This window comes from Actinomadura violacea (assembly GCF_017573465.1).
In the GTDB taxonomy this organism is placed as follows: domain Bacteria; phylum Actinomycetota; class Actinomycetes; order Streptosporangiales; family Streptosporangiaceae; genus Spirillospora; species Spirillospora violacea.
The window spans coordinates 39,489-53,204 of the sequence record NZ_JAGEPF010000036.1 but is presented as its reverse complement, the minus strand read 5'-3'; the positions used below and the strand labels follow the sequence as shown (position 1 = coordinate 53,204).

Here is a 13,716-nt window from a genome sequence, read left to right as displayed (position 1 = left end):
CATGGTGTTCGAGTACGCGCCCGCGCCCGAGTCCCGGTCGGTCGTTGACATCCGCGGCTCTTACGGGTTGTTCATCGACGGTGAGTTCGTCGACGGGCATGGTGAGCCGTTCAAGACGATCAACCCCGCCGATGAAGCCGTGCTGGCCGATGTGGCGTGCGCTGACGAGGCGGACGTGGACCGCGCCGTGAAGGCCGCCCGGATCGCCTTTGAGCGGGTGTGGGGGCCGATGCCGGGCGCCGAGCGCGCCAAGTACCTGTACCGGATCGCGCGGATCATTCAGGAACGCTCGCGTGAGCTGGCGGTGCTGGAGTCGATCGACAACGGCAAACCGATCCGCGAGTCCCGCGACGTGGACGTCCCGCTGGTGGCGGCGTGGTTCTTCTACTACGCCGGCTGGGCCGACAAACTCGGCCACGCCGGGTTCGGCCCGGACCCGAAACCGGTCGGTGTCGCGGGCCAGGTGATCCCGTGGAACTTCCCGCTGCTGATGCTGGCCTGGAAGATCGCCCCGGCGCTGGCCTGCGGGAACACCGTGGTGTTGAAGCCTGCGGAGACCACGCCGCTGACCGCTCTGCTGTTCGCCGACATCTGCCGCCAGGCCGACCTGCCGCCCGGCGTCGTCAACATCATCACCGGCGCGGGCGACACCGGCCGCGCCCTGGTCGCCCATGAGGGGGTCGACAAGGTCGCCTTCACCGGCTCCACCGACGTCGGACGCCAGATCGCCCGCACCCTCGCGGGGACGTCGAAGAAGCTGACGCTGGAGCTGGGTGGTAAGGCCGCCAACATCGTCTACGCCGACGCGGCGCTCGATCAGGCCGTCGAAGGCATCGTCAACGGGATCTTCTTCAACCAGGGGCACGTGTGCTGCGCCGGGTCCCGGCTGCTGGTGCAGGAGTCGGTGGCCGAGGAGGTCCTGGAGCGGTTGAAGGCGCGGATGGCGACGCTGCGGGTCGGTGACCCTCTGGACAAGAACACCGACATCGGCGCGATCAACTCCGCCGCGCAACTCGACAAGATCCGTGAGCTGTCGGCGGCAGGCGAACAGGAGGGCGCGGGCCGGTGGTCGCCGCCGTGTCAGCTGCCCGATCGCGGGTTCTGGTTCGCGCCGACCCTGTTCACCGGCGTGGCCCAGTCGCATCGGATCGCGCGTGAGGAGATCTTCGGGCCCGTTTTGTCGGTGTTGACGTTCCGCACCCCTGAGGAGGCCGTGACCAAGGCCAACAACACCCCTTACGGGTTGTCGGCGGGGATCTGGACCGAGAAGGGCTCGCAGATCCTGTGGACCGCGCAGCGGCTGCGCGCCGGGGTGGTGTGGGCCAACACCTTCAACAAGTTCGACCCCGCCTCCCCGTTCGGTGGCTACAAGGAATCGGGATTCGGCCGCGAAGGCGGACGCCACGGGCTGGAGGCCTACCTCAATGTCTGAGCGAATGACTAAGCGAATGTCTGACCGGCTGGCCGTCCGCAAGACCTACAAGCTCTACATCGGCGGCGCGTTCCCGCGGTCGGAGTCAGGCAGGTCCTACCCCGTGACCGACACCAAAGACCGGTTCGTCGCCAACGCCTCCCACGCCTCCCGCAAGGACGTCCGCGACGCGGTGTCCGCCGCCCGCAAAGCCTTCGGCGGCTGGTCGGGGCGCACCGCCTACAACCGCGCGCAGATCCTCTACCGCATCGCCGAAATGCTGGAAGGCCGCCGCGACCAGTTCATCACCGAACTCCGCCACACCGGCGCATCCAAGACACAGGCCGCCAACGAGGTCGACGCCGCCATCGACCGGTGGGTCTGGTACGCGGGCTGGGCCGACAAGATCAGCACTGTTGCCGGTGCCGCCAACCCTGTCTCCGGGCCGTTCTTCAACTTCTCCACCCCCGAACCCACCGGCGTCGTCGGCATCATCGCGCCCGACTCGCCGCTGCTGGGCCTGGTGTCGGTGGTCGCGCCCGCGATCGTCACCGGCAACACCACCGTCGTCATCGCCTCCGAGCCCGCACCACTCCCCGCGATCACCCTCGCCGAAGTGCTCGCCACCTCCGACCTGCCCGGCGGCGTCATCAACATCCTCACCGGACACCGCACCGAACTCGCCCCCTGGCTCGCCTCCCACATGGACGTCAACGCCATCGACCTCACCGGGGTCCCCGACGCCGACGTGCCCTCGCTGGAGGACGCGGCGGCCGGCAACCTGAAGCGCGTCTTCCGCGCTTCCGAGGACTGGGCCGACGACCCCGGAACCGCGCGTATGACGGCGTTTCTGGAGGTCAAGACGGTGTGGCACCCCGTGGGCGTCTGAAAGTGGAAATGGCGCGGAGTGTGTAGAGCGTCACGAACGGTGGAATAGAACCCCCCGTATCTGATCATCACGGGGGGTAGATCAGTGCCTACCAAGACCGCACCGCGTACGACCACGAGCCGAGGTACGGCCGCTCGTACGAAGAGCACCACGGCGAACAAGTCCACGGCCGCCAAGAAGACGGCCTCCAAGAGCACCTCGGCCGCGAAGTCGCCGTCGAGGTCCACGACCAGCCGCTCGACCGCGAAGAAGACTCCGGCGAAGCGGACCAGCGCCGCGTCGAGCCGGACGTCCACACAGGCGTCGCAGCGCGTCACCAAGGCCGCCGACCAGGCCAAGGCCGCCGCCAAGCAGATGAAGTCGGTGGCGACCAAGGCGTCCTCGTCGGCCAAGGCCATGACCGCGATGACCAAGGCCATGACCACCGCCACGAAGGCGATGACCGACGCCGCCAAGGCGATGAACACCGCGGCCAAGGACATGGGGAAGCAGCAGGCCGCGGCCAAGAGCAAGACCGGCACGACGGCGCGCAAGAGCACGTCGTCGGGGACGGCCCGCAAGACCACTTCGGCGGCGGCCCGTTCGCGGTCCACGACGTCGGCGCGGGTGACCTCGCCGAAGTCGACGGCGCGCAAGAGCACGGCGTCCAAGACCCGGCCGGCGGCGAAGAAGACGACGGCGGCCAAGCCGCGGACCAGCGCCGCGCGCAAGACCACCGCGTCCCGGACGACCGCGAGCACCAAGAGCGGGACGGCCCGCAAGAGCGGCACGTCCCGCGCGTCCGGCACCGCCCGCAAGTCGAGCGCGTCGGGGGCGGGCAAGACCGCCTCGACGCGCCCGCGAGCGGGCGGCGCCACGGCCCGCCGGACCGCCGAGTCGACCGCCGCGGCGCCGTCCGCCGGGCCGATGGTCGAGCCGAAGACCAGCAGCGGTCTGCAGCATTCGACCAGCTCCGACGGCGGCTTCCTGACCGGCCTGACCAACGCCGGCCGGCGCTGACCCGCCGGCGCCCGGCACGGCGCCCTGCCCGGTGACGGCGGCAGCCCGATGATGACGGCGGCGGCCGGCGGGCGGGGCCGTCGGAGCACGGGCGCGGGCGGAGCCGGCGGCCGGTGGACCAGCACGGCGGCCTCACGGGAGGGCCCATTGGACGAGAAGGACATCCTGGCGCGCATCGACGAGTACGTCGGTGAGGAGCAGCGGCTGCGCGACCGCTACCAGCACGGCGACCTGGACCGCGACGAGGAGCACCGGCGGCTGGAGGACCTCGAGGTCGCCCTCGACCAGTGCTGGGACCTGCTGCGCCGCCGCCGCGCCCGGATCGACGCGGGCGAGGGCCCCGGCGAAGCGGACTCCCATGTCCGCCCGCCGGACGAGGTCGAGGGGTACCTGCAGTGACCCAGCCGACCCGGCGGGCGCTGCGCTTCGGCCTGTCGCTGGCACCGGACGCGTCCGCGCCGCTGGTCCGCATCGCGCAGGACGCGGACCGGTACGGGCTCGACCTGCTCGGCGTCCGCGACCGCCCTTACCTGCGCGACACCGCCGACGCGCTGACGCTGATGGCGACGGCGCTCGCCGTCACCACCCGGATCCGGGTGCTGCCCGCGGTGGCGTGCCTGCCGCTCCGGCCGCCCGCGCTGCTGGCCAAGGCGCTCGCGACGATGGACGCCTTGAGTGGCGGCCGCGTCGAGCTCGGACTCGGCGCCGGCACGTCCTGGGACGGCGTCGAGGCCTACGGCGGGCCCCGCCTCGACGGCGCCGCCGCGCGCCGCTCCCTGGAGGAGGCGGTGCAGATCATCCGGCTGCACTGGAGCGACCAGAACGGGCTGCGCTTCCAGGGCGAGCACCACCGGTTCGCGGCCGCGCAGGCCGGTCCGGTGCCCGCGCACCAGATCGCGATCTGGTTCGGCGTGACGGGGCCGCGCGCCCTCGACCTCGCGGGACGCGTCGCCGACGGCTGGATCGCGCCGTCGTCGCTCGTCCCGCCGAAGCGGCTCGCCGACGGGCAGCGCCGCCTCGACGACGCCGCCGCCCGCTCGGGCCGCAGCCCGTCCGAGCTCCGCCGCGTGTACCTGCTCGAAGGCTCCATCGACGCGCGGGACTCGCGCGGCTTCCTGCACGGCCCGCCGCGCCAGTGGGTCTACGAGATGACCGAGCTGGCCGTGGGCCACGGCGTCGACACGTTCCTGTTCGGCGGCGCCCCGGAGCAGCTTCCGGTGTTCGCGCTGGAGGTCGTGCCCGCCGTCCGCGAGCAGGCCGCCCGCGAGAGGCGGGGCCTCGCCGCCGGGCCGGCCGGTCCGGCGGGGCACGCGGCTCCGGCGGAGGCCGCCCCGGCGGGCTGACCTCCTACATGCGTTCCGGGGTGGGGACGCCGAGGAGGTGGAGGCCGGTGGTGAGGGTGCGCAGCGTGACGGCGCACAGGGCCAGGCGGGACGCCTTGGTCGCCTCGTCGGGGGCCTTCAGGACCGGGCAGTTCTCGTGGAAGGTCGTGTAGGCGTCGGCGACGGCGTAGACGTAGCTCGCCAGCCGGTGCGGTTCGGCGGTCGCGCCGGCCTGCTCCAGGGCGGCGCCGAAGCCGAGGAGCTGCAGGGCGAGGGCGCGTTCGGCCGGTTCGGTGAGGACGATCGGGCCGGCCGCCTCGTCCGGGGCGAGGCCGCCCTTGCGGAAGATCGACCGGATCCGCGCGGCGGCGTACTGCAGGTACGGGCCGGTCTTGCCGTTGAACGAGATCATCCGGTCGAAGTCGAAGACGTACTCGCTGTCGCGCGCGACGGACAGGTCGGCGTACTTGACCGCGCCGATGCCGACGTCGCGGACGATCGCGGCGCGGGTGGCGTCGTCGAACGACTCGTCGTGCTGGACCTCGTCGTAGACGGCGCCGGCGCGCTCGACGGCCTCGTCGAGGAGTTCGGCGAGCTTGACGGTGCCGCCGGCGCGGGTCCGCAGGATCTTGCCGTCGGTGCCGAGGACGTTGCCGATCTGCGCGTGCTCGGCGCTCACCTCGTCGCCCAGCCAGCCGGCCATCCGCGCGACCGCGAAGACCATCTGGAAGTGCAGCGACTGCGGCGTGCCGACGATGTAGACCATCCGGTCGACGTGCTCGGTGTCGACCCGGTACCGGATCGTGGCGAGGTCGGTGGTGGAGTAGTTGTAGCCGCCGTCGCTCTTGCGGATGATCACCGGGAGGGGCTCGCCCTCGCGGCCGGTGAAGCCGGGCGGGAACGCGCACAGCGCCCCGTCGCTGATCACCGCGATGCCCTTGTCCTCCAGCTCCTGGACGGTGGGGGCGAGCAGGTCGTTGTAGAAGCTCTCGCCCTTGATGTCGTCGTCGGTGAGGGTGACGCCGAGCAGCCCGTAGACGTGGTTGAAGTACTTCTTGGACACGTCCACGAGGACGTTCCAGAGCCGCAGCGTCTCGGGGTCGCCCGCCTGGAGGGCGACGACGCGCCGCCGGGACCGGTCGGCGAACTCCTCGTCGCCGTCGAACTTCGCGCGGGCGGCCTGGTAGAAGGCGGTGAGGTCGCTGACGGAGGAGTCGCCACGGGCGGCGGCGTCCTCGCCGAGGTCGAGCAGGTGCTCGATCAGCATGCCGAACGGGGTGCCCCAGTCGCCGACGTGGTTGTCGCGGACGACGTGGTGGCCGAGGAACTCCAGGATGCGGGCGATCGCGTCGCCGACGATCGTGGTCCGCAGGTGCCCGACGTGCATCTCCTTCGCCACGTTCGGCGAGGAGTACTCGACGACGACCTTCTGCGGCGCGCCGGTGGCGGGGACGCCGAGCCGGTCGTCCCGCAGGGCCCGCTGGGCCTCGCCGGCGATCCAGTCGTCGCTGAGCGTCAGGTTGATGAAGCCCGGGCCGCTGACCTGCACGTCCGCCACGACGCCGGCGGTGTCGAGGTGCTTGACGATCTCGTCGGCCACGTCTCGCGGCTTGCGGCCCAGCTTCTTGGCCAGCGGCAGCGCCACGTTGGCCTGAAGGTCGGCGAACTGCGACGGCCGGATGACCGGGTCGGCGTCCGCGTACGACGGTCCGAAGGCGGCGCTCAAGGCGTCCTGGACCCGGGCGGCGAGTACGAGTTGCGGATCGGGCATGTTCCAAGGTTATCGGCGCGCGCGCACCGCATGGCACGGGTTTCCGGCGGTGCGGGACGGCGCGTCACGCCTTGCCGCGGCCGAGTTTCGCGGTGACGGCGGGGACGTACCGGAGGACGACGGTGAGCAGCGCTGCGGCGGCGACGGCGATCGCCAGCGCGACGGCGTCGTTGCGCGTGTCGGCGGTCCGCAGCGCGAAGAACCGGCGCAGCGGCGGGACGCCGAGGACGATGGCGAACGCGGCGCCCATCGCCGCGACGAGGCCGAGCCGCCACCAGTTCCACGGCCGCGCGATCAGCACCAGCACCCACAAAGTGAGGACGAACAGCGCAAGGGAGGCGGTCGTGCTGTCGTCGGCGAACCCGCCGGTCGGCCGCTCGGTCGCCAGGTAGTAGCCGGCGAAGGTGGTGCCGCCGCAGGCGATCCCGGCCGGTATCGCGAACCGGAGGACGCGCGGCACGAAGCCGGGGCGGGCCCGCTCGGTGTTCGGCGCGAGCGCGAGGAAGAACGCGGGGACGCCGATGGTCAGCGAGCTGATCAGCGTCAGGTGCCGGGGCAGGAACGGGAACCGGACGTGCGCGAGCCCGACGAGCACCACCAGGATGATCGAGCACACGGTCTTGGTGCCACCCTGGCCAGGCCCTCGATCGCGGGCAGCTCCTGGACCAGGCAGCGCCGCCGCCCGAGCCGGACGACCCCGACCGCGAACGCGATGCTGGTCATCAGCACGAGTCCCTCGGGGATCATCGTCACGACGCCCGCGACCGCGCCGACCACCGCCTCGGAGGCGCTCCGGGCGGCGGAGAACTGGCTGACGAACAGCAGGACCGCGGCCGGGACGATCAGCCAGGTCACGTACTTGAGGAACGCGTTGATGCCCGCCATCAGCTCCGAGCGCGCCAGCGAGAACCGGCTCGCCTCCTCCACCAGCCGCGCCGCGTAGGCGTCCCGGCCGACCTTCGCGGCGGTGAACGCGCCGCCGCCCGCCACCACGAAGCCGCCCGACCGCACGTTCGCCCCGGCCGCCTTGCGGACCGCGTCGGCCTCCCCGGTCAGCAGCGACTCGTCGACCTCCAGGCCGTCGGAGGACACCACGCCGCGGTCCACGACGATCCGGTCCCCGGACCTGAGCACGATCAGGTCGTCCAGCACGACGTCCTGCTGCGCGACCTCGCGGACGGCGCCGTCCCGCCGCCCCCGCACGGGCGTCTCGCCGACCACCGCGAGCCGGTCCAGGGTCCGCTTGGCGCGCAGCTCCCGCACGACCCCGATCGCCGAGTTCGCCACGATGATCAGCCCGAACAGCCCGTCCTGCCACTGCCCGAAGACCAGCACGAGCACCAGCAGCGAGCCGATCAGCGCGTTGAACCGGGTCAGCACGTTCGCGCGGACGATCTCCGGCACGGACCGGCTGGAGCGGCGCGGGACGTCGTTGGTGCGGCCCGCCGCGACGCGGTCGCGCACCTCGGCGTCCGTGAGGCCCCGCCCGGCCGGCGCCGGCACCCCGTTCACACGGGCGATCTCCCCGGACCGTCCGGGACTATGTCGGGGCGGGCGGCTCGGTCCGCTCCGGCGCGGCGTGCTCCGCGGTGCGTTCGGCGGTGCGCTCCGCAGCGCGTTCCGTGTTGCGCTCCGCGGCGGGCGCCGGGGCGTCCGGGGCCGGTTCCGCGGGCTTCGGTGCCTCCGCGGGCCGCTCGTGCGGCCGCGGGGCCCTGTCCGCCTTGTCCTGGGAGTCGCGCTCGCCGTGCGTCCACCGGCCGAACCGGGACGTCCGCGTCGCCGCGACCTGCTCGCGGATCCGCTCCACGATCCGCCCGGCCGCCAGCCGGTGCGCCAGCTCGCACGCCGAGGCGATCGCGCGGGCGTGCGACGCCCCGTGCGCGATCACGACCGTCCCGTTCAGGCCGAGCAGCACGCCCCCGCCGTAGGTGTCGGGGTCGAGGCGCTCGCGCAGCTCCAGCAGCCGCCGCCGCTGCAGCAGCGCGCCGACCCGCGCGGGCGCGCTCGCGGTCATCGCGGTCCGGATCTCCGCGAACGCGGTCCGGATCGTCCCCTCCATGGTCTTGAGCGCGACGTTGCCGGTGAAGCCGTCGGTCACGACCACGTTCACCGCGCCGCGCAGCAGGTCGTGGCCCTCCACGTTCCCGGCGAACTCGATGCCGTGGCTGCCGCCCGACAGCAGCTCGTGGGCCCGCTTGGTGACCTTGTTGCCCTTGCCCGGCTCGGACCCGATCGTCAGCAGCCCGACGCTCGGCCGCTCGACGCCCAGCAGGATCTGCGCGTACGCGGTGCCGAGCGCGGCGAACTGCACGAGCCCCTCCGGCTTGACGTCCACCGTCGCGCCCGCGTCCAGCAGGATCGTCGGACGCGGCGTCGTCGGCAGCGCCACCGCGATCGCGGGCCGCATCACGCCCTGCTGGCCCTTCAGCCGCAGCCGGGCCGTCGCGACGACCCCGGCGGTGCTGCCCGCCGACACCAGCGCCGACGCCCGGCCTTGCTTGATCAGGTGGCAGGCGATCGCGATCGAGGACTTCGGCTTGCGCCAGCTCGCGAGCGCGCCCTCGCCCATGTCGAGGGCCTCGTCGGCGTGCACGATCGGGATCTTCCCGGCGAAGCCGTGCCGGTCCAGCTCGCGCTGGATCCGCGGCGCCTGCCCGACCAGCACCACCCGCACGCCGTGGTCGCGGACCGCGTCCACCGCGCCCTCGATGATCTCCCCGGGCGCGTGGTCGCCGCCCATCGTGTCGACCGCGATCGGCAGCGGCCGCACCGTCGCCGGCCGGCGGGGCGGGCGCGGCGGCTCGCCTTGACCGGTCATGGGTCGCTCCAGGAGGGGTGAGGGAGATGAGGCGCCCGCGAGACGCGCAGCTCATCGCATGGTAAGTCCTCGGTTCGGATGCCTTGGCGGTGCCGGCCGGGAGGTGGCGAGCCTCACGTGCCCGCGCGGGCCGGGCGTCCGGGTGGGCCGGCGGCCCGCGCAGCCGGGCAACGAATCCGCATGATCAGGGAAAAGTCCGGCACTCAGTGCATGTGATCCAGTACGGACGGTGATGTACCGGACGTGGAAATGGTGATGAATCGCAAGAAGGCCCTGCTTCTCGGCTCCGCCGTGCTCCTCGTCCTGGTGGTCGCGGGCGGCGCCGCGTGGCTGCTGGTGACCTCGGGCGGCGACCTGAGCTACAAGACGCAGGCGGCGCTGCGCAAGGCGCTGCCGGCGAAGGCCGCCGACGAGCTGACCGTCCGCGGGCTGTCCCTGCAGTCGCCGCTGAAGTGCGAGGACCTGCCCGGCTGGACCAAGCAGCGGATGCGAGTGTCCTGCAGTGGCACGACCGCCGACAACAAGCAGGTCAGGGTGCTCGGCAGCGGCGAGGAGTCGTCGAAGAGGAACTACTTCACGATCCTCGTGGACGGCCGCCCCGTCGTGGAGAACGCGCAGTGCCTGGGCGCGTCCTGCCACAAGAAGACCGGCTAGGACGGCGCCGTAGGGCTGCGCCGCCGCGCGGTCAGGAGCAGCCGAGGCCGAGGCAGCCCTGCTCCAGGACGCGGCGCCCCGCGACGGTGACGGTGTAGTCCTCGACCGGGCGGGCGCCGTCGGCGTTGCGGGCGGTGCCGGCCACCACGACGGGCCGGCCGTCCTTCGTCCGCGCGGTGCACGACACCCGCACGGTGCCGCCCGTCTTCGGCGTCTTGCAGGACGGGCGGGCCTTCAGCCGGATGCCGCGCTTCTTCAGTTCCGCCGAGACGCCGTCGGTGACGGCGTTGCGGTAGGACTCCTCGGAGATCCGCTGCATCACCTTGCACCCGGACACGCCCGCGGCCAGCACCACCGCCAGGACCAGGGCCTGCACGAACCTCATACCGTCTCCTCCGCCCGCAGCACCTCCGCGACCGCGTCGGCGACGGCGTCCGGCCGGTCGAGCTGGACCATGTGCCGCGAGTCCGGCAGATCGACCTGGCCGCCGTACGGCGTCATCTTCGCCAGCCGTGCGTGCCCTTCGGACCAGGCGCGCTTCTTGTCCTCGCCCCTGACGTCGCCGAGCGCGGTCAGCACGACCAGCGGGACGGCCGGGAACGGGCGGCGCTCGCGGAGCCGCAGCAGGTCGGCGGCCTGCTCGCGGTACGCGGCGTCCTCGGCGATGACCGTCCCGAGGACGGTCCCGCGCCCGTACACCGACCGGACGACCGGGTCCGGGACGGGTTCGTCGCGGCGGCTGGTGCGCTTCAGGACCTCGCGGCGGCCGAGCGGCCCGAGCACCTTCGCCAGCCGCGTCGCGGCGAGGACGGCCCCGGCCGCGGTCGCCAGCGGCGTCGCGAGCGCCGCGAACCGGACGAACGCGTGCGGGTCCGGCTCGTAGCTCGGATCGACCAGGACGAGGCCGCGCACGAGGTCCGGGCGGAGCCGGGCGAGCGCCTCGACGTGGAACCCGGCCATGGAGTGCCCGACGGCGATCACCGGCCGGCCGGCCCGTTCGGCGAGCGCCGCGAGGATCGCGGCCTCGCGGCGCAGCGTCGGCGCGGCGATCGCGGCGGGGCTGAGGCCGAGCCCGGGACGGTCGAAGGCGATCACCCGGTTGCGGTCGCGCAGCAGGTCGACGCTGGGCCGCCAGTCGAACCAGGCGCCGCCGAGGCCGGAGCTGAGCAGCAGCGGCGGGCCGTCCGCTGGCCCCTCCTCGACCACGTGGACCTGCTCGCGGCCGGCGTTCACGATCTCGCCGGCGGCGTCTCCGCCGGCGCTGGCGGGGGCGCTCATGGGCTCGCTCATAGGGGCGTCTTCTCCCGTAGCGGTGGCGGGGACGCCGGGACGCGCCCGGCGTTACGGCGGTCGGCGTAGAGCGCGAAGGCGATCAGCAGCAGCCCCGCGCACAGGACGGAGATCTGCACGCGCTGGATGATGCCGAGCCAGCGGCCCAGGTACATCGCGAGCAGCGTGCTCAGCGCGAACACGCTCTCGGCCGCGGCGACCACCCAGCCCCAGCGGGCGAGCAGGGGCCACCACCCGTAGCGGCGCGCGGCCAGCGACAGCAGGAACAGCGCGATCACCCCGCAGGTGATCACGACGGTGCTGGTGACGGAGTGGAACTCGTGCGAGAACGAGACGTGCCCGGAGCGCTCCCGCAGGGCGCACCAGGTCTCCAGGTTCGGCGCGCAGTCCAGCGGGAACGAGGCGTCGCCGATCGCCCAGCCGCCGAACAGGGCGAGGAACGCCCAGCCGGCGACGGCGAGCGGCCGGCGCGACAGCTTCCGCAGCGCCCCGAGCGCCACGATGATCGACAGGACCCCGGTGACCAGGTCGCCGCCGCTGTAGACGAGGTGGAAGGGCTGGTCGATGGCCGACAGCTCGCTGACGTAGCCGTTGACGACGTCCAGGTCGGGGCTCAGCCAGTTCTCCAGGAAGAACGACGCGTAGAACAGCGCCGCCAGGAACGCCAGGACGATCACATAGCGTGGGGCGACCCCCGGCCCGGAGCCGCCCGGCCCGCGGTCGGGCTCTGCGCCCGCGGAAAGGCCTGTGCCAGGGTCGGGACCTGTGCCGGGGTCGGATCCGCCTGCCCGCCCGGCCGCGCCGTCTGCGTCATGGGAGTGCACACCAGCCCCTTCGCCCGTCCGTGCCGCCCCCGCCAGTATTTCCGAAACCGTGTCAGCGTGTGACCTGGGGTGTGGTTTCCGGAGTATCCGCTGGCCGAAGCGTGGTTCGCGGATGGCGGCGGGGACGGATCGCCCGTCACCGTTGGTCCTGCGTTGACCTGACGTGGTGTAGTCGTTGAATGTGACCCAGAACGTCCGCGATGGTGCGCACTTGACCAGCTTTTTCCCTACTCTGTTGGGGGTACTGATTCGGTACGAACCGGTGCCAAGCGAATGAACGGGGGTCTTCTGCTTCAGGCTGATCACCGTCCGTGACGGCGCGCCAGGGGCGCGCTTCCCCGCTGACATAAGGAGTACCAACACGTGACACTGGTGAACGACGCGGCTCCCGCAGTGCGATCCACAGGTCGCAAGTTCCGCGCCTTCACGGCGAAGCACCTGGACGAGCTCACCGCTCGCGCCGGACTGTCGCCCGAACAGCGGCTCGCGACCCGCGCGGTCGCGACGGTCCTGCCCTTCCGGACCAACGCCTACGTCATTGAGGAGCTCATCGACTGGTCGGCCGCTCCGGATGACCCGATCTACCGGCTCGTCTTCCCGCAGGAGGACATGCTCCCCGCCGAGGACGTCGCACGGCTGTCCGACCTGCTGCGCAGGGAGGCCCCCAAGGCCGAGGTCGAGGCCGCCGCGCACGCGGTGCGGATGAAACTGAACCCGCACCCCGCGGGGCAGATGGAGCTCAACATCCCGAGCTTCGGGGACGGCAAGATCCCCGGGATGCAGCACAAGTACGGCGAGACGGTCCTGTACTTCCCCAAGCAGGGGCAGACCTGCCACGCGTACTGCACGTACTGCTTCCGCTGGGCCCAGTTCATCGGTGAGCCCGACCTGAAGATGGCCGGCGACGAGCCCACCGCGCTGCGCGACTACCTGCTCGCGCACCCCGAGGTGACCAACGTCCTGTTCACCGGCGGCGACGCCATGATCATGGGCGAGCCGGTGCTGCGCCGCTACATCGAGCCGCTGCTGGAGCTCGAGCAGCTGGAGGCCATCCGGATCGGCACCAAGTCGCTGGCGTACTGGCCGCAGAAGTTCGTCACCGACCCCGACGCCGACGACATGCTCCGGCTGTTCGAGGAGGTCGTCGAGTCCGGCAAGAACCTCGCCTTCATGGCGCACTTCTCGCACCCGCGCGAGCTCGAGCCGCTCATGGTCGCCGAGGCCTGCCGCCGCATCCGCGACACCGGTGCGGTCATCCGCACCCAGGCCCCGCTCATCAGGACGATCAACGACGACGCCGCCGTCTGGGAGGACATGTGGCGGACTCAGACCCGGATGGGCCTGATCCCGTACTACATGTTCGTCGAGCGCGACACCGGGCCGCAGGACTACTTCGCCGTCCCGCTGGCGCGCGCGTACGAGATCTTCCGGGACGCCTACAGCAACGTCTCGGGGCTCTCCCGGACGGTCCGGGGCCCGTCGATGTCCGCGACGCCCGGCAAGGTGTGCGTGGACGGCGTCATCGACCTGATGGGCGAGAAGGTGTTCGCCCTGCACTTCATCCAGTGCCGTGACGCGGACCTGGTGGGCAAGCCCTTCTTCGCCAAGTACGACCCGGACGCGGCCTGGCTGGACGACCTCAAGCCCGCCTTCGCCGACCGGTTCCCCTGGGAGAAGTAGGTAGATTCCGGACGCCGCCTGAGTACCCGTACTCAGGCGGCTCCCCGGGGCGCGCGGT

The 13,716-nt window shown here is 72.2% G+C and carries 13 protein-coding genes and 1 pseudogene; 7 read left to right on the top strand and 7 right to left on the bottom strand.

Annotated features, from left to right (window positions below):
* Position 1: 1 nt before the first annotated feature.
* From J4709_RS43990 to J4709_RS43970, 5 genes are all read left to right on the top strand, one after another.
* Entirely contained in the window at positions 2 to 1,432 is a 1,431-nt protein-coding gene (locus J4709_RS43990) for an aldehyde dehydrogenase family protein (RefSeq protein WP_208251156.1), read from the top strand.
* A 16-nt stretch (positions 1,433 to 1,448) separates the two neighbouring features.
* Entirely contained in the window at positions 1,449 to 2,300 is an 852-nt protein-coding gene (locus tag J4709_RS43985; protein ID WP_208251155.1) for an aldehyde dehydrogenase family protein, read from the top strand.
* An 84-nt stretch (positions 2,301 to 2,384) separates the two neighbouring features.
* On the top strand, positions 2,385 to 3,299 hold the full coding sequence (locus tag J4709_RS43980) for a hypothetical protein (RefSeq protein ID WP_208251151.1): 915 nt from the start codon (positions 2,385 to 2,387) through the stop codon (positions 3,297 to 3,299).
* A 147-nt stretch (positions 3,300 to 3,446) separates the two neighbouring features.
* Positions 3,447 to 3,698 (top strand): DUF2630 family protein, encoded by a 252-nt coding sequence (locus J4709_RS43975; RefSeq protein ID WP_232384960.1) that lies wholly within the window; start codon positions 3,447 to 3,449, stop codon positions 3,696 to 3,698.
* Positions 3,695 to 4,642, top strand: coding sequence for an LLM class flavin-dependent oxidoreductase (locus tag J4709_RS43970; RefSeq protein ID WP_208251149.1), 948 nt, complete (start codon positions 3,695 to 3,697; stop codon positions 4,640 to 4,642). The genes J4709_RS43975 and J4709_RS43970 overlap by 4 nt, the downstream gene beginning before the upstream one ends.
* Before the next feature lie 4 nt (positions 4,643 to 4,646).
* On the opposite strand, the gene argS is transcribed toward J4709_RS43970, so the two are convergent.
* The 4 genes and pseudogenes from argS to plsX form a co-directional block, all read right to left on the bottom strand.
* Entirely contained in the window at positions 4,647 to 6,392 is a 1,746-nt protein-coding gene (gene argS, locus J4709_RS43965; RefSeq protein WP_208251148.1) for an arginine--tRNA ligase, read from the bottom strand.
* A 64-nt stretch (positions 6,393 to 6,456) separates the two neighbouring features.
* Positions 6,457 to 7,008, bottom strand: a complete 552-nt coding sequence (locus J4709_RS54155; protein WP_232384959.1) for a hypothetical protein — start codon at positions 7,006 to 7,008, stop codon at positions 6,457 to 6,459.
* A complete protein-coding gene (locus tag J4709_RS55975) occupies positions 6,936 to 7,904 on the bottom strand; it encodes a P-type ATPase actuator domain-containing protein (protein WP_307802064.1) in 969 nt (322 codons plus the stop codon). The genes J4709_RS54155 and J4709_RS55975 overlap by 73 nt, the downstream gene beginning before the upstream one ends.
* Positions 7,905 to 8,136: 232 nt before the next feature.
* Positions 8,137 to 9,222 (bottom strand): annotated as a pseudogene (plsX, locus tag J4709_RS43955) (phosphate acyltransferase PlsX); the annotation flags it as partial.
* A 243-nt stretch (positions 9,223 to 9,465) separates the two neighbouring features.
* Between plsX and J4709_RS43950 the strand changes: the two are divergent.
* Positions 9,466 to 9,864 (top strand): flagellar basal body-associated FliL family protein, encoded by a 399-nt coding sequence (locus J4709_RS43950; protein WP_232384958.1) that lies wholly within the window; start codon positions 9,466 to 9,468, stop codon positions 9,862 to 9,864.
* Positions 9,865 to 9,895: 31 nt separating this feature from the next.
* Here J4709_RS43950 and J4709_RS43945 read toward each other — a convergent pair whose 3' ends face one another.
* From J4709_RS43945 to J4709_RS54145, 3 genes are read right to left on the bottom strand one after another with little or no spacing between them, the layout of a single operon-like run.
* Positions 9,896 to 10,249 (bottom strand): hypothetical protein, encoded by a 354-nt coding sequence (locus tag J4709_RS43945; RefSeq protein ID WP_208251134.1) that lies wholly within the window; start codon positions 10,247 to 10,249, stop codon positions 9,896 to 9,898.
* The gene (locus J4709_RS43940) at positions 10,246 to 11,154 is read right to left on the bottom strand and encodes an alpha/beta fold hydrolase (protein WP_232384957.1); all 909 of its coding nucleotides are present in this window, start codon (positions 11,152 to 11,154) and stop codon (positions 10,246 to 10,248) included. Before J4709_RS43940 ends, J4709_RS43945 begins: the two co-directional genes overlap by 4 nt.
* Positions 11,151 to 11,831: a DUF998 domain-containing protein gene (locus tag J4709_RS54145; RefSeq protein ID WP_307802063.1), complete on the bottom strand. Its 681-nt coding sequence runs from the start codon at positions 11,829 to 11,831 to the stop codon at positions 11,151 to 11,153. The genes J4709_RS43940 and J4709_RS54145 overlap by 4 nt, the downstream gene beginning before the upstream one ends.
* Positions 11,832 to 12,341: 510 nt before the next feature.
* Here J4709_RS54145 and J4709_RS43930 point away from each other — a divergent pair.
* Positions 12,342 to 13,658 carry a KamA family radical SAM protein gene (locus J4709_RS43930; protein WP_208251130.1) on the top strand — a complete coding sequence of 439 codons (1,317 nt, stop codon included), beginning with the start codon at positions 12,342 to 12,344 and terminating at the stop codon, positions 13,656 to 13,658.
* The last annotated feature ends 58 nt before the right edge of the window (positions 13,659 to 13,716 follow it).

Excerpts from the sequence above, each read along its gene's own strand:
- J4709_RS43940 (WP_232384957.1), bottom strand. The coding sequence starts at position 11,154 with ATGAGCGAGCCCATGAGCGCCCCCGCCAGCGCCGGCGGAGACGCCGCC.
- argS (WP_208251148.1), bottom strand. The coding sequence starts at position 6,392 with ATGCCCGATCCGCAACTCGTACTCGCCGCCCGGGTCCAGGACGCCTTG.
- J4709_RS43990 (WP_208251156.1), top strand. The coding sequence starts at position 2 with ATGGTGTTCGAGTACGCGCCCGCGCCCGAGTCCCGGTCGGTCGTTGAC.
- J4709_RS43945 (WP_208251134.1), bottom strand. The coding sequence starts at position 10,249 with ATGAGGTTCGTGCAGGCCCTGGTCCTGGCGGTGGTGCTGGCCGCGGGC.
- J4709_RS43985 (WP_208251155.1), top strand. The coding sequence starts at position 1,449 with ATGTCTGACCGGCTGGCCGTCCGCAAGACCTACAAGCTCTACATCGGC.
- J4709_RS43950 (WP_232384958.1), top strand. The coding sequence starts at position 9,466 with ATGAATCGCAAGAAGGCCCTGCTTCTCGGCTCCGCCGTGCTCCTCGTC.